The sequence below is a fragment of the Kitasatospora sp. NPDC088391 genome (assembly GCF_044753345.1).
Taxonomy (GTDB): Bacteria; Actinomycetota; Actinomycetes; order Streptomycetales; family Streptomycetaceae; genus Kitasatospora.
In genome coordinates this window covers 513,549-533,353 of the sequence record NZ_JBIVNB010000003.1, presented here as the reverse complement: position 1 = coordinate 533,353, position 19,805 = coordinate 513,549, and the positions used below count along the sequence as shown (strand labels likewise).

The window sequence follows — 19,805 nt, the reverse complement described above, 5'->3', positions numbered from 1 at the left end:
TCAGATCTGCTGTCGGCCCGCCGGCATCCCGGCCAGCGGGAGGCGGGCCACCAGCCTGGCTCCGCGCGCGGGGCAGTCGGCGGGTTCGGCGGGTTCCGCAGGTTCCGCGGGTTCGACGGCCAGGGTGCCGCCGTGGTGCTCGGCGAGGTCCCGGGCGATCGCCAACCCCAGTCCGGCGCCGCCCAGTTCGCGGCTGCGGGCGTCGTCGAGCCGGGTGAAGCGCTCGAAGACCCGTTCGCGGTCCGGCTCCGGGATGCCCGGGCCGTCGTCGGTCACCGCCAGTACCGCCGTGCCCGCGCCGGTGGTGAGCCGGACCCGCACGGTGCCGTCGGCGTAGCGCTGGGCGTTGTCGACCAGGTTGGTGAGCAGCCTGGTCAGCCAGGTGCGATTGCCCAACACCTGGACGTCGGGGGCGAGTTCGGCCAGCACCGGAATCCGGTCGGCGGTCCGGGCGGCCAGCACTTCGGCGAACAGCACATCCAGGTCGAGGAGTTCGGTGGCGACCGGGTCGGCGGCGTCCAGTCGGGCGAGCAGCAGCAGGTCGGTGGCGAGGTCCTGCAGGCGGACGGTGTCCTGCACCGCGTCGGTGAGCAGTTCGGGCCAGAGGTCGGGGTCGGGGTGGGCCAGTGCCACCTCCAGCTGGGTGCGCAACACCGCGATGGGGCTGCGCAGTTCGTGCGAGGCATCGGCGATGAAGCGCCGCTGGCGGCGTCCCGCGTCCTCCAGCCGGTCCAGGGTGGCGTTGACGGTGACCGCGAGCCGGGAGACCTCGTCGCCGGTGCCCGGGACGGGCACCCGGCGGTGCAGGTCGTGGCCGGTGATCTCGGCGACCTCGGCGCGGATCGCCTCCACCGGGCGCAGCGCCCGGCCGGCGACCCGCCAGGTCACCGCGGCCACCAGCAGGACCAGCAGCGGCAGTCCGACGGCGAGCGCGGCGGCGGCGGTCCGGCCGGCCGCGTCCACCGGGCCGAGCGAGGCGGAGGCGTAGATGGTGAGCCGCCCGTCCGGGCCGGTGACGGAGGCCGAGACCACCCGCTGCCCGGTGTCGTCCATCAGCGCGATGACGCCCCGATCGCCGTCCGGGCGGCGGAATTGGCGTTTGAACGGGGCGGCGGGGCCGCCCGGGGCGGGCGGTTCGGGGACGGGCGGGCCGACCCGGGGCAGCACGTCGATGGTGGCCGACACCAGCCGTCCGTCGGCATCGAACACCCGGACCGATCCGCCGCCCGGGCTGGCGATGACCGGTGGCAGGTGTTCGCGCGTCGCCACCGCGGCGACCTCGTCGACCTGCCGGGCGGCGGTCTGCCGGACGTCGCGGGTCAGGTTGGCGTGCAGCACGCCGAGCAGCGCCAGCGAGGTGCCGCCCAGGGCGAGTGCGACCACCGCGGTGGCGGCGAAGGTCGCCCGGGCGCGCACCGAGCGGGGCACCAACCTGGCTGCCTGGTACCTCAGTTGACGGACGACGGCGCGCAATCCGCTTGTCGTGGCGCGGAGTCGACTCGCCGTGGCCCGCGGTGTGCCCGGTCCGGTGCGGAGTCGGCGGCCCGGTGGAGGTGTCGGGTCAGCCACCGTCCACCGCCAGGCGGTAGCCGGCCCCGCGCATCGTGCCGACCGCGCTGCGGCCGAACGGGGCGTCGATCTTCCGGCGCAGGGCGCTGATGTGCACCTCCACGATGCTGGGGTCGCCGTCGAAGGCGGAGTCCCAGACGCTCTCCAGGATCTCCCGCTTGGACACCACCCCGCCCGCGGCCCGGGCCAGGCACTCCAGTACCGCGAACTCCCTGGCGGTGAGCCGTACTTCGGTTCCGGCCCGGGTGCAGGTCCGGCGGGCCGGGTCGATCACCAGGTCGCCGAACTCCAGGGTCTGCGGCAGGCGGCGACCGGTGCGGCGGACCAGGGCGCGCAGCCGGGCGACCAGCACCACGTAGGAGAACGGCTTGGAGAGGAAGTCGTCGGCGCCGGTGTCCAGGGCCTCGGCCTCGTCGAGTTCGCCGTCCTTGGCGGTGAGCATCAGGATCGGGGTGTCGTCACCGGCCTCGCGCAGCCGGGAGCAGACCCGGTAGCCGTTGAGGCGGGGCAGCATGATGTCGAGCACGATGACGTCGTAGTCGTGCTCGGTGGCCAGCCACAGCCCCTCCTCGCCGTCGTGGGCGAGGTCGACGGCGAAGCCTTCGGCCCGCAGCCCGCGCTGCAGTGTGGCGGCGAGCCGCCGTTCGTCCTCGACCACCAGTACGCGCATGGGGGACAGCGTCGCAGGCGTCCGGCGGGACGGACAGGGCGGCTTCAGCCTGGCTTCAGGCGGCTGGGGGGATGCTGGGCGCCCGGCCGGAGCGAACCGGCCGGGGCCAGGTCGTCGAGGGAGTCGTACGCGCATGTCCGAACCGCAGTCGCCGGACCCGCAGTTGTCGGGGCCGCAGTCGCCGGACCCGGAGTCGTCGGACCCGGAGTCGTCGGACCCGGAGTCGTCGGGGTCGCAGTCGCCGGGGTCGTTCGGGCCCGGCTTCGAGAAGACGGCCGCCACCACGGCGGCCGGGGCGGCCTCCCGTCGCCGCTACCTCCGGCTGCCGGGGCGGCGGCGCAGCCGCTGGGCGCTGGGCGTCGCCGCGGTGGTGGTGCTCGGGGTCGCGGCGGTCGGCTCGGGGGTCGCGCTGGAGCGGCACCACGACCGGTCGCGGGCGGTCGGGTTCTTCGGCCCGGACCGCCCCGACCGCCCGGAGCGGCCCGGTGTCCCGTTCGGTCCGGACGCCCCCGGGGTCGCCGGTCCGAAGCAGCGGGACGGCCGGGCCGGGACGCGGGAGCACGACGGCCGGTCGCGGGCGGTGCCGGGCGGGCGGACCGCTCCGGGCGCGCCGGGGGCTCCCGGAGTGCCGGGGGTGCCGGGTGCCGGGTCGGTCGCCGGGGGCGCCGTGGTGGCGCCCGCGCCGCTGCCCGGGGTGACCGCCGACCAGGCGGTCGCGAAGGCCGCGGGCGCGGTGTCGGGCGGCAAGGTCGCGGGGCTGGCGGTGGTCGGCCGCGAGGGCGGCGGCAGCTCCTGGGCGGTCACGGTGCTCGGCCCGGACGGGGTGCGCCACCTGGTGACGGTGGACGGCACCGACGGGTCGGTGACCGGCAACAGCGTGGTCGACGGGCGCTGACCCGGAACGTGCGTGGGGTGCCCCGGTCCGTACCGGGGCACCCCACGGGCGTCAGTGGTAGGCGTGCACCACCGCGTGGCCCCGGCCGCGGCCGATCAGCCAGCGGTTGACCGGGACGGTGACCAGGAACGCCAGCACCAGCGACCCGGCCAGCGAGACCCAGAACAGCAGTTGGCCCAGTCCGGCGTTCATCGCCCCCGGGACGGCCACCATCACGCCGTTGTCGATCAGCTCCATGACGATGATCGAGACGGTGTCGGCCGCCAGCGCGACCTTCAGCGCGTCCTTGAAGGGCAGGCCCGCCTTCAGCACCCCGCGCATGGTCAGCGCGTAGCCGAAGGGGGTGCACAGATTAGCACCATGGGTGCGGTCGGCCCGGCCGCTCCGTGGGGGGACGGAAGGCGACCGGGCCGGGGCTGGAGTGGTCAGCGCAGAGCGGCCAGCACGCGGCTCCTCAGCGTCTCGTCAGCGATGGTGTCCGCGTCGCGCCAGGCGTAGCCGCTGACCTCCTCCTCTTGGAGGGTCACGGCGCTGTGGTCGGCGGTGCGGAAGAGGAACCGGAAGTCGATGTGCTGGTGTGCGGGCTCGCCCTTGGCGTCGTTCGCCGGGATGGGGTGCACGTCGATGTGCACGGGGGCGGTGCCCACCAGCGTGATGCCCTCGGGGCTGACGCCGGTCTCCTCGGTCAGCTCCCGGAGAGCGGCCCCGGACAGGGTGTCGTCCTCCGGTTCCAGGTGCCCGCCCGGGGTGAGCCACTTGTCCAGCGCCACATGGTGGATGAACAGCGCCTTGCCGTCCCGGTCCACCAGGACGGCCCCGGCAGTGGCGTGCCCCCGGAACTCCTTGCGGCTGGTCACGTCCGCCCCGTCGTCCACCAGCGCGAGGACGGCCGACAGCTCCGGCTTCTCCTCGGAGTGGGCGTCCAGGTAGGTCGTGACGGTCTCGCTGACGTGCTGTGCCGTGATGGGCATCGGATCACCTGTTGTAGTAGTCGAGCCAGGTAGCGGCGATGGCTGCCCGGTCGTCGCCGGGCACTTCGTGCATAGTGGCGTCGAGGTCCCGCCGGGCGAGCAGTCGCACGCCTGCCAGGATCTCAGCCTGCACGAGGTAGATGAACGGCCCAACCGACGCGCCATGAAGGAAGTTGACGGCGTTTCCGTTGTTGAGCAGGTAGAAGTAGTGGCCCGTCGTGCTGTACCGGGTGACGTTCTCGCCGGAGCCGCTGCGGGTGTAGCCGTCCGGCAGCCCGTCCAACTCCAACTCGTCCTCGCTGCTGGTGACCGTGGCGACGTAGGCCCCGTTCCGCAGGTTCGGGAAGTCCTCCCCCTTGAGCGCGAGCGCCCCCGTGGCGCACAGGACCAGACCAGCGCTGGCAATGGCCTGCTCCCGGTCCCGGGCCACCCCGAAACCCTGGGAGAGCGCCTGAGCGCGCCGTACGGGGTCAATGTCGTAGACCGTGACATGAACTCCCTTGGCGTGCAACAGCCTTGCGATGCTCGAACCGAGCTTGCCGAACCCGATCACCAGCGCGGGACGGCCGTGCAGGATGTCCCCCCGGCCCCGCAACAGCGCTTCGGCGGAGAACACGACGGACTGACCGACAAGGAAGTCCTCGGGGTCCTTGAGCGGGGAGCGGGCCACCGACACGACGGGGCACGGCAGCTTGTCCCGCTCGGCGTACCGCTTGTGGCCGTTCTCGGTGTCCTCCACCACCCCGAGGACGGTCCCGGAGAACCGGTCGCACAGCGCGTCGAGCACGGGGGCGAAGTAGCCGCCGACGTCCAGCAGCACCACGGCTTCACCGGCCGCCCGGGTCTCCAGGTAGGTCACCGCCATGTCCGGGTCGGCGAACAGCTCACGCGACAACTCGTCGCAGGGGAAGCCCTGTTCGACCTCTCGGCGTGCTGCGGCGTCGATCGACTTCGGCTTGGGCAGCACCGCCCGGAGGCTGGACACGGTGCCGACCGCCCGCACGAACGACGGGCGCTCCGGCAGCAGGTGCGTCACCAGCAGCGAGGACGGGAGAACCGGTGGTGTGAACCGCCGCGCGATCTTCCCGAAGTAGGTGTCCAGTCGTGCGCGCTCTGAGGTCTCCACGGAGACTTCCCTCCCTTGTGCTTGCACTGGAACCCGTCCCGGCCGAACCTTCCCCAGGCGGCCGGGACGGGGGTCTGTCGGGCCCGTCAGCGACGGGGATGGTTGGCCTCGCGCACCCGGGCCAGCAGCACCGCCCGGCGCTGCCGTTCCTCCGGGGTCAAGGGCACCTCGGCGTGTTCCTCCGGGGTGAGGACCGGTCGGGGCCCGGTGGGCCGCTCAGGGGGCCACGGGCGGGCTCTGATCCACTCGAACGGGTCAACGGGCTCAGCGTCCCCGGCGGTGCCCTGTGCGGCCGTCTGCGGGTCGTCCTGGGGGTCACTCATCCGGGCCTGCCTGCGGGTTCGTGCACTCGTCGTTGTCGGCGTGCTGTTGCCGCCACCGGACCAGGTGCCGCGCGATGGTGGGGTTCGTGTCGGCCGGGTACTGCGCTGCGATCCCGTCGAAGTAGGCGCACCCAAGACAGGAGTTCTCCGGCGCACCGACAGCCGCAGTGAGAGCCTCCGGCAGCATCACGCCACGCCCTTGTCGGGGCACGTGTCTGCACCGCACGTGCAGGCGGGCCACTCACGGAGGATGCCATCCCCGACCACCCGGGCCGATACCTCGGCGTCGTAGTCACTGGGGCCCCCGCCACGGGCCACAACCTTGCGGCGTTCGGCCTTGTAGTCGGCGAACGACTGAGTCCCACTGCTCCCGTCTACTGCTGCCATGTGGTCGCTCCCTTGGCTCTCAACGAGGCGTCAGGAGAACGACGTTAAGGATCGGCGTGGGGCGGGCTCCACCGTCTTGCACGGTCTTGCACGGCATCACTCAAGTGCAGCAACGGCCTGGTTGATCAACTCACGCGCAGCAGCGCCGTAGACAGCCATGCCCGCCAACTCACGAAAGGCTTTGTCATAGGCCGAAATCTCGCTTGGCGCCGTGATATTGACAATCGCTGACAACAGTTCCGTGGTGACCTGCTTGTCATCGAAGATCAGGAAAGCCTCCAGGGGCCAAATCCGGCGCTCGGCAGAAAACGGAATCACCCCGAAGCTGACTCGCGGTAGGCCCATCACTTCCAGCATGGCCCGCAACTGCCCGACCATGGTGTCCCTGTCGCCCACCCTGTAGCGGAGGACGGTCTCCTCAATCAGAATTGCGTAGCGGTGATCGCCTTCGTAGAGGAACCGGGACCGGGCAAGCCGAGACTCTACGGCTTCGTCAACATCATCCGGCGTACCCTGAAACCTGGTGATCGAGGACATTAGCGCGTGCGCGTATTCCCGTGTCTGGATCAGGCCGGGGGCGACGTTCGAGCAATATATGCGACACAGGCGAGTCCGCTCAAACAAGGGAATGATCTCCTCTTGTGAGCGGCGCATTCCGCTGCGATGGACCCGCCGCCATTCCAAGTACATTGAATCCGCTGCCCGGTTGGCGGCGATTAGGTCGGCGGCCTGATTGTCCGCATCGCATGCCGTGCACCAAGCCCGAATGTCAGCGTCCGAGGGTGGCGTCTTTGCATTCTCAATCCGGCTGGACTTTGAATCGCTCCACCCGCACCGGATAGCTAGCTCATGCCCGGAAATTCCGGCGTCTAGACGAAGCTCCTTGAGCCGCTTCGCTACAGCCTCTCGGGCTGCCTGAGCGCTGGAGGACGGAGAGAGAACCATGGGCTAGCTATCCGATGAGTGAGTTAGACGGTGAACTGGTCGTGAGGTGTGGCGCGTTCCCAGACGGCTTCGAATGCCGCTTCGCACAGCCTGGCAGTACGGGGATCATCGGTGATTTCGTCGCCGAGGTATTCACCGTCGCCGGAGAAGTGGCCGAACCGAACGACCTTGCCGTCCAGCAGCCAGAAGTCATTTCCGGGAAGGGCGATATCAGACGCCCGCCGACGTGGAAGCCATCGAACAGACTCACCGGCACCGATATTGACCGCAGTGCCAGCGTGCTCGTAACGGATATAGTCCGTAACGGGCTCGGATACAATCCGGGCGCGCCGAACACTCACGCCTTCACGTACGAGACCCGAAACGATTTCCACCCACAAGCCCCAATACTCCGAGCCAGGGTCGATATCCCGTTCTCCGGTCCGCTGCCACCGCTCGAAATCAGCGCGCTCGTCCGACACTCCATACGAGTCGCGCATTTCTAGGTGAACTGCACTGACCTTGACCTCCCTCAAGAGATCAATGAAGCTGGGACCGCTCTGCGTCATCGCATGCCTTCCTCAGAATTGGCACCATCCGCGCCGGAATGTGAATTACCGTCTCATGGGCAGGGATCGTGTTCTCGTGATCCGGCCCGTGCCCGGCCGCAAGAACTTGCGTGATCTGCGATTCACTCGCCGTGAATCCCTGAATCATGATCGTGCCGTCTGCATCATCCACCCAAACGGTCGGGCTGTTTGCTGTGCCCGTGTTGGGGTCGATTCCCACGAATCGTACGCTCATTGCGACCTCCCCTGTCACATCACTTGCGCGATCTTGCACGGCTTTCCGTGACCCCTAGCATGCCCCGATGCCAGCGCAATGTCAGCCACTCGGACGGATTCGGCTCACCCAATGCAAAGAGCCCCCGCTCTGCCCAGCGAAGGGCCGAACGGGGGCAAGGGGCCGCTCAACGGTCCCGGTAGGGCTTCCGGTGCCAGATGCCTCGGGCGTCCTGCCAGAGTCCGGCGGTGACCGGTGGTAGGCACCTGCGGGCACCGTACGGGCCGGTTCGGTGGGCGTCGCCCGCGCGGGTACTGGCGAAGGTCTCGCAGCAGGCCGGGCAGTGCTCCGCGCGACGACCGGACCACGACCGGCCGCATTCGGGGTGGACGGTTCTCAAGGCTGCCTCTCGGTCAGTCCAGGACGGCGATTTGCGGGCCTGCAATTGCAGGGTTGGACCACCTGCCCGCCTGTGGCCTGAAAGGCGGCACACGGGCCGCTGTGGCAGCTTCTAGGGGTGGCTATTCCGCCCACCGGACGTGCAGCCTCCCGCGCGCATTCGTGCACGTGCGCGTAAGGACCTGTTTTCCGCCGGGCGATTGGAACCAATTCCCTTGGGAGTTCGTTACTTTAAGTCAGTCCAGAAAATCCCAGACCCGTAGACAGGCCGGATTCTGCTATAGCGCTGCGATCCCCGAGGGAGGGGGAGGGGGTCCTACCCCACCCCCTGGGGTGACTCACGGTAACTAATGTCGGCTCAGCTAATGGGTCAGGGTGAAATGGGTGGGCTCTACACAGCGGAGATCACCGCAACGTCGCCGCAGTACCTGGTAGGGCTTGAGCGGCCGGTACAGGGCCGCGTAGACGGCGCGGTGAGCAAGCATTCGCTTTGTCTGCCCGCCAACTTGATAGCGGACCATTGCCCGGCCCTTTCGATCCAGCCTCACTGAGATCAGGCAGCCGGTTTCCTGGTCACGGGTAACCAGGCTCAGCGCTCGGAGCGCTATTTCTCGGGCGGGTACCGGGGCGGTGCTCACTGGTTCCACGGCTCCATGCCATTTACCGGGGAAGGCAGACCGGCCGCCGGATCGTATTCGGCGTCAGGATCGGCGGCGGGGTCCAGTCGGCCAGGAAGGCCACCGGAATAGCTCACGCTGTATTCCAGCCGATCGCTAAGGATTCGATCCAGAGCAAGTCGGTCGGCATTCCAGTTGATTCCGCCGCGCGGTGCCATGTACCGCCACTGACGCTCGTTCGAGTCCCACGGACGCCCCAGGTCTTCATCCAGCGCCTCCACCGTGCCCGCCAGAGAGACCAACTCGTCTAGTGCGCAAGCCAGTTGAGTCGCTGCGGCTGCGGCGGCAGCACGCTTCTCCTCGGCCAGGCCGATTACCTCGGCCCGCCAATCAGCGCTCCCGGAGAGGGCAGCCGCATGCACAGCCGCAGCAGCCTCGGCGGCCAGCTCGTAGGTCGCCATCTGGAGCCGCTGAGCCTCGGCAAGACGGCTTTCCAGCGGCCCCCGGGCGGTCGGCTTCGGGAGCGGCTTCCCCTCCGCGAGAGCTGCCTTGGCGGCCCGGTGGTCCTTGGTCTCCGCCTCGGCAAGCTCGGCCTCGGCGACGGCCACGGCGTGATCAGCGTCGGCCCGCTTGCTCAGCATCTCGTCAAGATGCGCAAGTGCACCCTTCACGTTCTCCGGCGTGCATGTGTAGATATAGCTCGGCATGGCGCGGGCTGCCAGGTTGTAGAGATGGTCCAGGCGCTTAGCGCGCTCATCAGAATTGGTGTCGGTCATTCTGTATTCCTCTTGACTTGGGGTATCGGACAAGGACTGGGAGTCAGCGCAGCGCGCGACGTTTCAGGATTGCGGCGGCCAGCCGTACCGGATCAATATCGGTACCGGGATCGTGTTCCGCCGCACCGGCACCCTTTACGAGAGCCATCGGCTTAGTGCGAAGGCCGGGGCGAAAGTGCTCGGCAATCTTCTGCGCGTCAGCCGTGATTTCCTCGACAGTGGAGCCGGTCAGTCGGTCGGCGACGATTCTCGGCAGGGAGAACTTTGCGCCGATTCCCTGGCGCATAATTGAAAGGTCAGCGGCCGGCCACTGGGGCTCATTTTCGAGCTTCTTCGCATCGGTAGCTTCCTCGGCTTTCACCTCGGCACGCGCCTTACTCACATGCTCGGATATTTCGGACCGTCGGTCCATTGGTCGGCTCCTAGTCGGATTCGGATACAAAAATGGCCCCGCATCACGGGGCTGCACATCCGACGGTTACCGACATACCGGCGGGAAAGCAACATCCGTAATACGGGGCCTACAGGCAGAGGGAAGGAGACCCCTGCCTGCCGAGTTTCGGCGAGGGCACATATAGCACCCATGCCGGAACAGGTATTAAGTTGATCAGTTGTTGGGACGGTTCGGTGCGCTCCCGGGCCGTTCGGTTCGCTGGGCTGACTCAGCGCCTAAGCGGCTCACTATGTATCTAGGTAGTGGAATGCTTGCCTGACCGCACGCCGGGCGGGCGTCGCACCAATGACGGATGACAGAACAGACAGGCTTTTGGCTTTCCCTTAAGACTTTCTATTATGAATACGGAAAATCTATAAAATCGTCATCGCGCCATTTGCCCAGGTCAGAGGGGGTGCATTCCGGCTGGCCGCTGGGCTGCTTCGTCACTGCGCGACTGCTGCGCCCAGCGAGGAGCCACGGCGAGCCTCCTGCGGCACGAGAAAGCCCCGGCAGGCTTTCGGAGTCCTACCGGGGCGTCTCAGTGGCGCACAGGGCCGTTAGGCGGCTTCCTGGGCCTCTTCCGTCTCGTCTTCATCTCGCTCTCGTGCAGTTACCCATTCCAGGGTGATTCGCCGGGACACGTCGAAGCTGTACCGGGCGCTGGCCCTCCAGTCGGCACCGGCAGGTGAAATCGTGATCCGGTAGACGAACAGCGTCAGGAACGTGCGCCGTTCCTCAAGGCTGGCGTCGGCCCACCACGACCCCGGGCCGATCGGGTCGCCGTCCTCGCCGGGTCGAAGCCACAGCTCAAGCGGGAGCCCCACGGTTTCCATATCCGAGAGTTCGGCAAGCCGGGCCTCGGCGGCACGCAAACGGCTTTCGCACTTGAGCCGCTTTGTTTTGAACCGCTTCCGGCCTTCGGCTCCCTCGTATACGTCGCCACTGTCGAAGTCGTCCCAAAGGGATTTCAGCGCTGCCTGAGCGTCCGCCCTTTCTGCAACCATGTTGGTCCGCTCCCGGCTCGTCTCCGGGGTCTCCTGGGCCATGGAATAGACAAGCGTGGCCTCACGGAGAATTTCCATGGCTTCGTCGTCCGGCTCGGAAGCCGTCGCGCTCTGAATCAGCGCGTACACGCGGCGGGCAACGTAGTCGTTTGCGTGAACCTGCATGATGGAATTTTTCCCCAGGTGGTCACCTTCAAAGGCAGGGACCCGAGAATTTCGCGTGCACCGATAGGTCGGCTTCTCTCCGTTGTTAAGCGCACCTTGCGGGCGTCCGCATCCACAAGTGAGCACAGGCTTGTTGTCTACGTTGCGGAGCCCCGAGAGAAGAGAAGTCCGCCGAGCGACACCAGCGCCCCGGACTCGGGTGTCAAGCCAAGCCTGAAGCTCATACCATTCACTGAGCGGGATAATCGCCTCGCAGATGATAATGGGGTGCCCAGATTCGTCGCGCTGAATTTTCCATTCCCGGTTGCCACTTCGGTTGCCGCGCTCGGTGAGCTTATAGACGGGATCAGCCTTAAGGCCAGCAATGACGGGGTTTCGGAGGATTCCCTTAAGCGTGCGGGCATTCCACTGCGAAGTTGCCCGTTCCTTGCCCACCGACCTCCCTTGCGTCGGATATTCGCTAGGCCGCTCATTCATGTATTCACAGTGCCAAGTGAGGGATGCCATGTTCACTGATCCCTTCTTCCGGCTGACTGCCTGGTCCTTGTGAGCCTTGATCAGCGCCCAGATTCGACGGATATTCGCCGCCTCGGACTCCTCGGGTACAAGACGCATGAGCGCGAGCTTGCCCTTGAAATACTTCTCAACAGTGAACCCGTAAGGCCGCCGCCCGCCAAGCCATGAACCTTCGGCGCGCTGTGCGTTCTTGGTGTCTCGCACCTTCTGCGACTTATGCTCGGATTCCTTGTTCACGGCATCTATGCGCATGATCAGGTAAATCAGCGCCATGGTGTCGCCCGGCGCGAATACGCCGTCCATGCAGCTTACGATTGTGATTCCGAGCCGGTGCAGCTCGGAGACGATCGGGATTGCGTCCATGACTTCGCGGCGGGAAAAGCGGCTCACGTCGTAGACCACGAGCATGTTGAATTCACCGGAACGGGCCGCGTTGAGCATCTTTTCGAAGCCTTCGCGGTAGGCGTCCGGGTTCCAGCCGGAAACGCCAATGTCCGAGTAGTGCCGGAGAAACCGTGCGCCCAAGTCGTCGGCGCGCTTCCGGTTGGTGGCCTTCTGGACGAGCGGGGACGCTTCGCTCTTGTCGGCCTTCGCCCTCGATTGGCGGTCGTAGCCGACCGCTACGGGCTCGACGTAGCCGAAGGTGCCGGGCTGGATGGGGACCACGGGGCCACTCCCTCACTAGCAGGTGGGTCCCCTGCGGGACGCTCGCCTACTGGCTAGGGAGCGGACTGCCTCACGTCCGTAGTGCCGAAGTGTGCAACCCGAACGCGAACGCCAGCAGGATCGAGATCACCACGGTCGCGCCGTTGTGCAGGCCGAAGCCGACGCCGATGACCTGGCCGAGCACCTCGCCGATGGCGCAGCCCGTGAGGCAGTGCAGCGTGGCCTGTGCGGCGGTGCGCCAGCTGGTGCCGCCGCCGTGCTGATGGTGGTGGTGCTGGTGGCCGCCGGGCCCGGGTTGGGGCCGTTGTTCGTGCTGCTCGTGGTGTTCGTGCTGCTGGTGGTGGCGCTCGTTCCCGGCGTGGCCGTGGTGGCCCGCGTGCTCAGCGTGGTCGGTGTGCTCATTGTGGTCGGCGTGCTGGGTGTGGTCGGCGTGCTCCATGGTGGCCCCTCCCTGGTCCGGTGTTCCGGTCAGCTGAACGCTATACCCCCCTGGGGTATTCCGCAGCAGCTTTTCGGTTCTCCGGGGAAGGGGCCGCCCAGGGCCGTCACTCCTTGCCGATCACCGTCACGTCCAGGCGGTCGGCCGCGTAGTCGGCGCGGATCACCTTCTTGTCGAACTTGCCCACCGAGGTCTTCGGCACCGACTCGATCAGCGACCAGCGCTCGGGCAGCTGCCAGGAGGCGACCCGCTCGGCGAGGAAGGCCCGCAGCTCGGGCAGTCCGGCGGTGGCGCCCGGCCGCAACACCACGGTGGCCAGCGGGCGTTCGCCCCACTTCTCGTCCGGGACGGCGACCACGGCGGCCTCGGCGACCTCGGGGTGCGCCATCAGGTGGTTCTCCAGGGCGACCGAACTGATCCACTCGCCACCGGACTTGATGACGTCCTTGGCCCGGTCGGTGAGGGTGAGGTAGCCGTCGGGGGTGATGGTGCCGACGTCGCCGGTGCGCAGCCAGCCGTCGGGGCTGAACTTGTCCTCGGGACGGTCCGCCGTGCCGTCCGCGCCGCCGAAGTACGCGCCCGCTATCCACGGTCCGCGCACCTCCAACTCGCCCTCGGCGACGCCGTCGTGGGGCATCGGCTCGCCGCCGGGGCCGACCAGGCGGGCCTGCACCGAGGCCGGGAAGACGCCCTGGGTGACCCGGTAGGCCCACTCCTCCTCGCCGGTGACGCCGGCCGGCGGGTGAGCGACGGTGCCGAGCGGGGAGGTCTCGGTCATGCCCCAGGCGTGGATCACCCGGATGCCGTGCCGCTCCTCGAAGGCCCGCATCAGCGCGGGCGGGCAGGCCGATCCGCCGATCACCACGGTCTCCAGGGTGGAGGTGTCGTAGTCGCCGGCGTCCAACTCGTCCAGCAGTCCGGTCCAGATGGTCGGGACAGCGGCGCCGAAGGTCGGCTTGACCTGGTCGATCATCGTGGCCAGCGGCTTGGGCTGCAGGAAGCGGTCCGGCATCAGCAGGCTCGCGCCGGTCATGAACGCCGCGTGCGGGATGCCCCAGGCGTTGACGTGGAACATCGGGACCACCGGCAGCACGGTGTCGCGGGCGGTCAGGCCGAAGCTGGAGGCGGCGATGATCTGCATCGAGTGCAGGTAGATCGAACGGTGGCTGTACACCACGCCCTTGGGGTCGCCGGTGGTGCCGGAGGTGTAGCAGAGCGCGGCGGCCTGCTTCTCGTCGATGTCGGTCTGCCACGGGTACTCGGTCGGGCGCCCGGCCAGCAGTTCCTCGTAGTCGTGCACCGTCCCGCCGAAGCCGGCCAGCACCGCCGGGTCGTACGGGCCGGACACCACCAGGTGCTTTACGGTGTCCGCGAGTTGGGGCAGGACGGCGGCCAGCAGCGGCAGCACCGAACCGTTCACCACGATCACCCGGTCCGCGGCGTGCCGGACGATGTAGGCCAGCTGGTGCGCGGGCAGCCGCAGGTTGAGGGTGTGCAGCACGGCGCCCATCGACGGTATCGCCAGGTACGCCTCCTGGTGCTCGGTGTTGTTCCACATGAGCGTTCCGACGGCCTCGCCCCCGGCCACCCCGAACTCCTCGCGCAGCGCGTGCGCGAGCTGGGCGGCGCGGCCACCGATCTCGGCGAAGGTCCGCACCACCGGGCCGTCCTCGGTCCAGGTGGTGACGGTCGACCGGCCGTGGACGGTGGACCCGTGCTGCAGTATCCGGGCGACGGTGAGCGGAACATCCTGCATCGTGCTGTACACGCGGGTCCTCCTTGACCGGCCGGCACGTTGCTACCCGCAGGTAGCAACAGATTCCCCCGATTGTTTCCCCGCCGCCCCCTCGCTGTCAGTAGCCGCAACCGAGATGAGACCGACCCCTCTCCCGCCGCTCGCCTCCGCGGGTCGCCGGGTCCGACGGGGCCCGGCCGGGAGCGGTCGGGGCGTTCCGGAGCACGTCCGGGAGCAGGCGGAAAGCGCTTACCGATGCGGGGCGGGGCCGTCCGCGCACCCCTTCCATTCGTACACCCGTCCGACGTGTGGTGGCCCGCTCAGCGGGCGACCGGGCCGTCCAGCTGGTCGCGGTCGACGGTGAGCGCCACGCCGCCGTAGGTCTCCTGGACGTTGCCGTGGTGCTGGTGGATGCGGCTGTGGCCGGTCCACAGGTCGGTGCCGAGTTGGCCCGCTCCGTCGACGGTGTTGGCCCGGTCGTCCCAGCGGGCGTACCAGACCGCGTCGGGCAGCGGGGAGCTGCCGGCCCGGGCGGCGACGGCCAGGTCGGCGATCCCGGCGTCGGTGGAGGAGTAGAAGCCGGAGCGGAAGCCCGCCCGGTGCAGGGCCTGGGTCCAGCCGAGGGTGAAGTCCGTCACCGCCTGGCTGCACGCCGAGTCGCCGCGCGGGTACGCCTCGATGTCCAGGTAGACCGGGGTGCCGGTGCGCAGCCCGAGGTCCTTCACCGCCCGCACCGCCTCGGCCGCCTCCTCCCGCCCCTGCTGCACCGCCTGCTCCGGGTCGATCCGCAGCACCTTGCGGCCCGGCGCCATGCACGGCGCCTGCCGTCCGACGTGGGTCGGGACCAGCTGCCAGCCCATCGCCCGGACCGCGCGCACCCAGGCCGCGGTGAGCTGCGGCTGCGCGCAGGCCCGCTGCCGTCCGCTGGTGTAGATCCCGATCGCGCCGTACGGGGAGGTGCCCCACCAGGCCCGCATGGTCTCCACCGGCGGCGCGGTGCAGGCGTCGAACCCGGCGCCGTCGAACACCTCGGCGGGCAGCGGTTGCCGGCGCGCACGCAGCGGGTCGCTCAGCACGGTGCGGCGCAGTCGGACGGGCGCCGTCTCGGCCGCGAGCAGCGGCGCGGCCTGGTGGGCGACGGCGGGCATGCCCAGGGCGGCGGGGGCGGCCGCGAGCTGCCGCGGTGGCGGCGGGGCGGGCTGCGCCGGGGTGTCGGGGCCCGCCGCGGTCGCGCCCGGTGCGGCGGCGGCCGGGGCGGCGGCGGCCGGGACGGCGACGTGGGCGGACGCGGGGTCGGCGGTCAGCATGCCGACGGCGTCCCGGTCGGTGGCGAGCAGCAGGACGAGCGACGCGGCCGTCAGGGCCGCCGGGCCGAGGTAGCGCACCCTCCAGAACTACTGACCGACCATCGGCCCGGCCCGCAGGACACGCCGACCCGGCGCCCCGGTCACCCGGGCGGCCCTGCGGCAGTTCGTGCGGCAGTTCCTGGGGCGGCTCCTGCGGCGACGCGGCCGGGCGGCCGGGTGATCGGGCGGCCGGGTGATCGGGCGGCTGGGTGATCGGGCGGCTGGGTGATCGGGCGGCTGGGCGGCTGGGTGATCGACCGGGGGGTAACCGGCTTTGACCTATTCCACTCCTTACGCCACACTCAATCTCATGCCAGGCACGTCCCTCACCGTTGAAAGCACCAGCGAACTCCCGGCCATCACCTCGATTTCCAAGGCCGCGGCCGACTCGGGGCTCGACTCCGGCATGTCCCGAACGCAGGCGGGGACACCCGTCCGGGACCGTGCGGGCGAGCTGCGACGGCGGTTGGGGTCCGTCCCGGCGCCGGTGCTGTGCCTGGTGTCGATGCTCGCGGTGCAGCTCGGGGTGGCGGCGTCCAAGCCGCTGTTCGGGGTGCTGGGCGTGGCGGGCGCGACCTTCCTGCGGATCTCCTTCGCCGCCGTCCTGCTGCTGGCCGTCACCCGGCCCCGACTGCGCGGCCGCAGCCCGCGCGACCTGGCCCTGGCGGGCCTGCTCGGGGTCGCCTCCGCCGGAATGACCCTGCTGTTCGCGGGCGCCGTCGACCGGCTGCCGATGGGCACCGCCGCGACCATCGAGTTCCTCGGCCCGCTGGCGGTCGCCCTGGTCTTCGCCCGGCGCGCCGGGCACGTGCTGTGGGCGATGCTGGCCGCCGGCGGCGTGGCCCTGCTCACCCTGCTCGGCCACGGCGGCTCCGGTTCCGGGAGCCTGGACCCGGTCGGCCTGGCCTACGCGTTCGGGGCCGCCGCCTGCTACGCCGGGTACATCCTCTTCACCGACAAGGTCGGCGCGGTCTTCCGCGGCTTCGAGGGGCTGGCCGTCTCCTTCACCATCGGCGCCGTGGTGCTCGCCCCGTTCGGCGCGGCCGAGGCGGTCCGGGGCCTGTCCGACGCCTCCGCGCCGGGCCTGCTGCTGCTCGCGGTCGCGGGCGTCGCCCTGCTGTTCCCGGTGCTGCCGTACGCCTTGGAGATGACGGCGCTGCGGCGGATGTCGCAGCGGGTGTTCAGCGTGATCGTCAGCCTGGACCCGGCGATCAGCGCGCTGGTCGGCCTGGTGGTGCTCGGCCAGGTCCTGGGCCTGCCGCAGCTGCTCGGCATCTGCTGCGTGGTCGTCGCCAGCGTCGGCGCCACCCTCACCTCGCGCCGCTGAGGCCGGGCGCCACCCAGGTCGGGCGCCGCCGAGGTCGGGCGCCCCTTGGGGTGCGGCGGCGGTGAACGCCTCGGGGGCGCGGCGCCGTTGCGGCTGCCACGCCCCCGAGGGGTTCCGATCGTCCGTCGGATCGTCTGTCTGCTGTGCCCCGAGGCGGTGACCCTTTCCACTCCCGGGTGCCCCGGCGGTCCGTGCTCCGTCCGGTCCGGCGCCCCCGCCGGTCCGTCCGCACCTCCCGCCGGAGGGTCAGTAGCTGTAGACCGGCGCGAAGACGAAGTTGAAGTTCTTGTTGGACTGGTCCGCGTAGACGATGCCCGTGTTGTCCTTCACCCCGAGGGTGTTGTTCTGGTTCGACGCACCGCTGCCGGTCGCCGTCTGCTGGGTGGCGTTGTAGTTGCCGTCGACCGAGCCGAAGATGTTGCCGCTGCCGAAGTTGGTGACCACGCCGCTGTTCGAGCCGTGGTCGGCAGCCGCACCGTTGTCGGCCGCCGCCGTGCCCGCCCCGGCCAGCAGCAGACCGGCTGCGAGCGGGACGGACACGAGCAGAGCGGCCAGGCGTGTGGTGCGGTAGCGCGCCATGTATTTCCTCCGTGGAGCCGTGGGCCGTGAGCCGGGGAGCCGTCGCCCGCCGGCCTTCGGACCGGTGGTGCTTCGGCCGGCGGTTCAGGTGCCGGTTCAGGTGGCGGTTCAGGTGGTGCTTGCCAAGGACAAGGTGCTGCTGGTTACCGAATGGTGCTGCTGGTGTTTCCGGTTCCGGAGTTCGCGGCCAGACGAACCTCCGGGGGCTGCGACGCCGAGGAACAGACTTCCGCAACAAATCGACAAAGCACCAGCACCACTGAGTCTTTTCCCCCATTAGCGTGACAGCGGCCCCGCCGCGCATAGTTCGCGGCAATTCGGTTCGTCGACAGACACACCGCATCTGAACTGCCATGTAGCCCGGACGGCGGCAGATCTTGAGCCGTCCGGGCGGGCGCGCGGACCCCGTCCACCGGCGAGTCGCGCAAGCCCCGGGGCGCACGAACAGTCCGTCCACGCCCTGTGCGGGTCGAGTGACCATCAAATGTCGACACGGGAATTGTCGGCAATAAATACTCACACTATCGGAACGGCATACTGTGACGATCCGAAAATCCCCGACCGATTTTCCCGATCATCACCTTGTGATGATCGGACGATATCGGGACCCGGCAGGACGCGGTGCTGCCCGGCGCCCGGGCTCAGACCACCTTGCCGGGGTTGAGGATGCCCAGCGGGTCGAAGGCCGCCTTGATCTGCCGCTGGAGTTCCAGCCCCACCGGGCCCAGCTCGCGGGCCAGCCACTCGCGCTTGAGCAGGCCGACGCCGTGCTCCCCCGTCACCGTCCCGCCCAGTTCCAGGCCCAGCGCCATGATCTCGTCGAACGAGGCCCTGGCCCGGGCCGTCTGGTCCTCGTCCCGGGCGTCGAAGATCACCACGGGGTGGGTGTTGCCGTCGCCCGCGTGCGCGACCACGCCGATGGTCAGCCGGTGCCGTTCGGCGATCTCCGCGACGCCGTTCAGCATCGCGGCCAGCGCCGTCCGCGGCACCGCCACGTCGTCGATCATCGTGGTGCCCGTCCGTTCCAGCGCGGGCAGCGCCAAGCGCCTTGCCTGGAGCAGCAGTTCGGACTCGGCGCGATCCTCGGCCGGCACCACCTCGGTGGCCCCGGCGGCGGTGCACAGGGCACCGACCTCGGCCAGCCGCTCGCGCCGGTCCGGCCCGTCGAAGGCGACCAGCAGCAGGGCCCGGGTCGACTCCGGCAGCCCCATCTGCGCCATCTCGTTCACCGCCCGGACGGTGGTGGCGTCCATCAGCTCCATCAGCGAGGGCGCGTGCCCGGCCGCCATCACCTCGCACACCGCCTGCCCGGCGGCGTCCACCGAGTCGAACTCCGCCGCCAGCACCAGCTGCGGCCCCGGCGCGGGCCGGAGCGCCAGCACCGCCTCCACCACCACGCCGAGCGTGCCCTCCGAGCCCACCAGCAGCCTGGTCAGGTCGTACCCGGCGACGCCCTTGGCCGTGCGCCGTCCCGTCCGCAGCAGCCGGCCGTCCGCCAGCACCACGTCCAGGCCGAGCACGTACTCGCTGGTCGTGCCGTACTTGACGCAGCAGAGCCCGCCGGCGCCGGTGCCGATGTTCCCGCCGATGGTGCAGGACTCCCAGCTCGACGGGTCCGGCGGGTAGGCCATGCCCAGGGCCTCGGCGGCGCGCGACAGCTCGGCGTTGACCACGCCCGGCTGCACCACCGCGATCCGGTCCACCGGGTCGATCGACAGGATCCGGTCCATCCGGGTCAGCGACAGCAGCACGCAGCCGTCCACGGCGTTCGCCCCGCCGGACAGCCCGGTCCGCGCGCCCTGCGGCACCACCGGCACCCGCAGCTCGCTCGCCGTCCGCAGCACGAACTGCACCTGCTCGACCGTCTCCGGGAACACCAGCACCGCCGGGTCGCCCGCCGGGCAGAACCCCGCCATGTCCCGGGCGTACGAGGCCGTCACGTCCGCGTCCACCGCGACCGCGCCCGCCGGAAGCCCGGCCCGCAGCCGCTCGACCAAGTCACCCACGTCAGACCTCCCAGCCGTCGTTCCCGTCCGCACTCTCCTCCCCCTCCCCCGTCGGGGCAAGCGCCCCCGTCCGCCGATCCGCCCGCCGCTCCGCCGTCCGGCCGCCCGGTGGCCGCCCGCGACGCCCCCTGTCCGGCTGTCGGACC

At 69.6% G+C, this 19,805-nt stretch carries 18 protein-coding genes and 1 pseudogene; 2 read left to right on the top strand and 17 right to left on the bottom strand.

What is annotated here, in order from left to right:
• Together ACIQBJ_RS11055 and ACIQBJ_RS11050 are read right to left on the bottom strand one after the other, a co-directional pair.
• Window positions 1–1,428 (bottom strand): sensor histidine kinase, encoded by a 1,428-nt coding sequence (locus ACIQBJ_RS11055; protein WP_400707148.1) that lies wholly within the window; start codon window positions 1,426–1,428, stop codon window positions 1–3.
• Between the two features lie 133 nt (window positions 1,429–1,561).
• A complete protein-coding gene (locus tag ACIQBJ_RS11050) occupies window positions 1,562–2,239 on the bottom strand; it encodes a response regulator transcription factor (RefSeq protein ID WP_400707145.1) in 678 nt (225 codons plus the stop codon).
• A 133-nt stretch (window positions 2,240–2,372) separates the two neighbouring features.
• Here ACIQBJ_RS11050 and ACIQBJ_RS11045 point away from each other — a divergent pair, with 133 nt between their 5' ends.
• Window positions 2,373–3,134: a hypothetical protein gene (locus ACIQBJ_RS11045; protein WP_400707143.1), complete on the top strand. Its 762-nt coding sequence runs from the start codon at window positions 2,373–2,375 to the stop codon at window positions 3,132–3,134.
• 51 nt (window positions 3,135–3,185) lie between these two features.
• Here ACIQBJ_RS11045 and ACIQBJ_RS11040 read toward each other — a convergent pair.
• From ACIQBJ_RS11040 to ACIQBJ_RS10980, 13 genes and pseudogenes are all read right to left on the bottom strand, one after another.
• Window positions 3,186–3,473, bottom strand: a pseudogene (locus ACIQBJ_RS11040) (DUF4396 domain-containing protein); the annotation flags it as partial.
• 86 nt (window positions 3,474–3,559) lie between these two features.
• Window positions 3,560–4,105, bottom strand: coding sequence for an NUDIX hydrolase (locus tag ACIQBJ_RS11035; protein ID WP_400707140.1), 546 nt, complete (start codon window positions 4,103–4,105; stop codon window positions 3,560–3,562).
• Between the two features lie 4 nt (window positions 4,106–4,109).
• Window positions 4,110–5,231, bottom strand: a complete 1,122-nt coding sequence (locus ACIQBJ_RS11030) for an NAD(P)-binding domain-containing protein (protein ID WP_400707137.1) — start codon at window positions 5,229–5,231, stop codon at window positions 4,110–4,112.
• 86 nt (window positions 5,232–5,317) lie between these two features.
• On the bottom strand, window positions 5,318–5,554 hold the full coding sequence (locus tag ACIQBJ_RS11025; protein ID WP_400707134.1) for a hypothetical protein: 237 nt from the start codon (window positions 5,552–5,554) through the stop codon (window positions 5,318–5,320).
• Between the two features lie 483 nt (window positions 5,555–6,037).
• Window positions 6,038–6,886 carry a helix-turn-helix domain-containing protein gene (locus ACIQBJ_RS11020; RefSeq protein ID WP_400707131.1) on the bottom strand — a complete coding sequence of 283 codons (849 nt, stop codon included), beginning with the start codon at window positions 6,884–6,886 and terminating at the stop codon, window positions 6,038–6,040.
• 23 nt (window positions 6,887–6,909) lie between these two features.
• Window positions 6,910–7,434, bottom strand: coding sequence for a DUF6879 family protein (locus tag ACIQBJ_RS11015; protein ID WP_400707128.1), 525 nt, complete (start codon window positions 7,432–7,434; stop codon window positions 6,910–6,912).
• The gene (locus ACIQBJ_RS11010; RefSeq protein WP_400707125.1) at window positions 7,406–7,669 is read right to left on the bottom strand and encodes a hypothetical protein; all 264 of its coding nucleotides are present in this window, start codon (window positions 7,667–7,669) and stop codon (window positions 7,406–7,408) included. Before ACIQBJ_RS11010 ends, ACIQBJ_RS11015 begins: the two co-directional genes overlap by 29 nt.
• Window positions 7,670–8,681: 1,012 nt before the next feature.
• Window positions 8,682–9,440, bottom strand: a complete 759-nt coding sequence (locus tag ACIQBJ_RS11005; protein WP_400707122.1) for a hypothetical protein — start codon at window positions 9,438–9,440, stop codon at window positions 8,682–8,684.
• Between the two features lie 43 nt (window positions 9,441–9,483).
• On the bottom strand, window positions 9,484–9,852 hold the full coding sequence (locus ACIQBJ_RS11000; protein WP_400707119.1) for a hypothetical protein: 369 nt from the start codon (window positions 9,850–9,852) through the stop codon (window positions 9,484–9,486).
• A gap of 581 nt (window positions 9,853–10,433) precedes the next feature.
• Window positions 10,434–12,227, bottom strand: coding sequence for a recombinase family protein (locus tag ACIQBJ_RS10995; protein ID WP_400707116.1), 1,794 nt, complete (start codon window positions 12,225–12,227; stop codon window positions 10,434–10,436).
• 70 nt (window positions 12,228–12,297) lie between these two features.
• The gene (locus ACIQBJ_RS10990; protein WP_400707113.1) at window positions 12,298–12,666 is read right to left on the bottom strand and encodes a DUF4396 domain-containing protein; all 369 of its coding nucleotides are present in this window, start codon (window positions 12,664–12,666) and stop codon (window positions 12,298–12,300) included.
• Window positions 12,667–12,772: 106 nt separating this feature from the next.
• Window positions 12,773–14,434 (bottom strand): long-chain fatty acid--CoA ligase, encoded by a 1,662-nt coding sequence (locus ACIQBJ_RS10985; RefSeq protein WP_400707110.1) that lies wholly within the window; start codon window positions 14,432–14,434, stop codon window positions 12,773–12,775.
• Window positions 14,435–14,721: 287 nt separating this feature from the next.
• Window positions 14,722–15,786 carry a DUF1906 domain-containing protein gene (locus ACIQBJ_RS10980; RefSeq protein ID WP_400707107.1) on the bottom strand — a complete coding sequence of 355 codons (1,065 nt, stop codon included), beginning with the start codon at window positions 15,784–15,786 and terminating at the stop codon, window positions 14,722–14,724.
• A 271-nt stretch (window positions 15,787–16,057) separates the two neighbouring features.
• On the opposite strand from ACIQBJ_RS10980, the gene ACIQBJ_RS10975 reads away from it, so the two are divergent.
• Window positions 16,058–17,074: an EamA family transporter gene (locus ACIQBJ_RS10975; protein ID WP_400707105.1), complete on the top strand. Its 1,017-nt coding sequence runs from the start codon at window positions 16,058–16,060 to the stop codon at window positions 17,072–17,074.
• Window positions 17,075–17,320: 246 nt separating this feature from the next.
• Here ACIQBJ_RS10975 and ACIQBJ_RS10970 read toward each other — a convergent pair whose 3' ends face one another.
• Window positions 17,321–17,653 carry a hypothetical protein gene (locus ACIQBJ_RS10970; protein ID WP_400707102.1) on the bottom strand — a complete coding sequence of 111 codons (333 nt, stop codon included), beginning with the start codon at window positions 17,651–17,653 and terminating at the stop codon, window positions 17,321–17,323.
• A 641-nt stretch (window positions 17,654–18,294) separates the two neighbouring features.
• Complete coding sequence (locus ACIQBJ_RS10965; protein WP_400707098.1) at window positions 18,295–19,659, bottom strand: FAD-binding oxidoreductase; 1,365 nt, start codon at window positions 19,657–19,659, stop codon at window positions 18,295–18,297.
• Between the last annotated feature and the right edge of the window lie 146 nt (window positions 19,660–19,805).

Excerpts from the sequence above, each read along its gene's own strand:
- ACIQBJ_RS11035 (WP_400707140.1), bottom strand. The coding sequence starts at position 4,105 with ATGCCCATCACGGCACAGCACGTCAGCGAGACCGTCACGACCTACCTG.
- ACIQBJ_RS10970 (WP_400707102.1), bottom strand. The coding sequence starts at position 17,653 with ATGGCGCGCTACCGCACCACACGCCTGGCCGCTCTGCTCGTGTCCGTC.
- ACIQBJ_RS11045 (WP_400707143.1), top strand. The coding sequence starts at position 2,373 with ATGTCCGAACCGCAGTCGCCGGACCCGCAGTTGTCGGGGCCGCAGTCG.
- ACIQBJ_RS11050 (WP_400707145.1), bottom strand. The coding sequence starts at position 2,239 with ATGCGCGTACTGGTGGTCGAGGACGAACGGCGGCTCGCCGCCACACTG.
- ACIQBJ_RS11025 (WP_400707134.1), bottom strand. The coding sequence starts at position 5,554 with ATGAGTGACCCCCAGGACGACCCGCAGACGGCCGCACAGGGCACCGCC.
- ACIQBJ_RS11020 (WP_400707131.1), bottom strand. The coding sequence starts at position 6,886 with ATGGTTCTCTCTCCGTCCTCCAGCGCTCAGGCAGCCCGAGAGGCTGTA.
- ACIQBJ_RS11015 (WP_400707128.1), bottom strand. The coding sequence starts at position 7,434 with ATGACGCAGAGCGGTCCCAGCTTCATTGATCTCTTGAGGGAGGTCAAG.
- ACIQBJ_RS11005 (WP_400707122.1), bottom strand. The coding sequence starts at position 9,440 with ATGACCGACACCAATTCTGATGAGCGCGCTAAGCGCCTGGACCATCTC.
- ACIQBJ_RS10990 (WP_400707113.1), bottom strand. The coding sequence starts at position 12,666 with ATGGAGCACGCCGACCACACCCAGCACGCCGACCACAATGAGCACACC.
- ACIQBJ_RS11010 (WP_400707125.1), bottom strand. The coding sequence starts at position 7,669 with ATGAGCGTACGATTCGTGGGAATCGACCCCAACACGGGCACAGCAAAC.
- ACIQBJ_RS11000 (WP_400707119.1), bottom strand. The coding sequence starts at position 9,852 with ATGGACCGACGGTCCGAAATATCCGAGCATGTGAGTAAGGCGCGTGCC.
- ACIQBJ_RS10975 (WP_400707105.1), top strand. The coding sequence starts at position 16,058 with ATGCCAGGCACGTCCCTCACCGTTGAAAGCACCAGCGAACTCCCGGCC.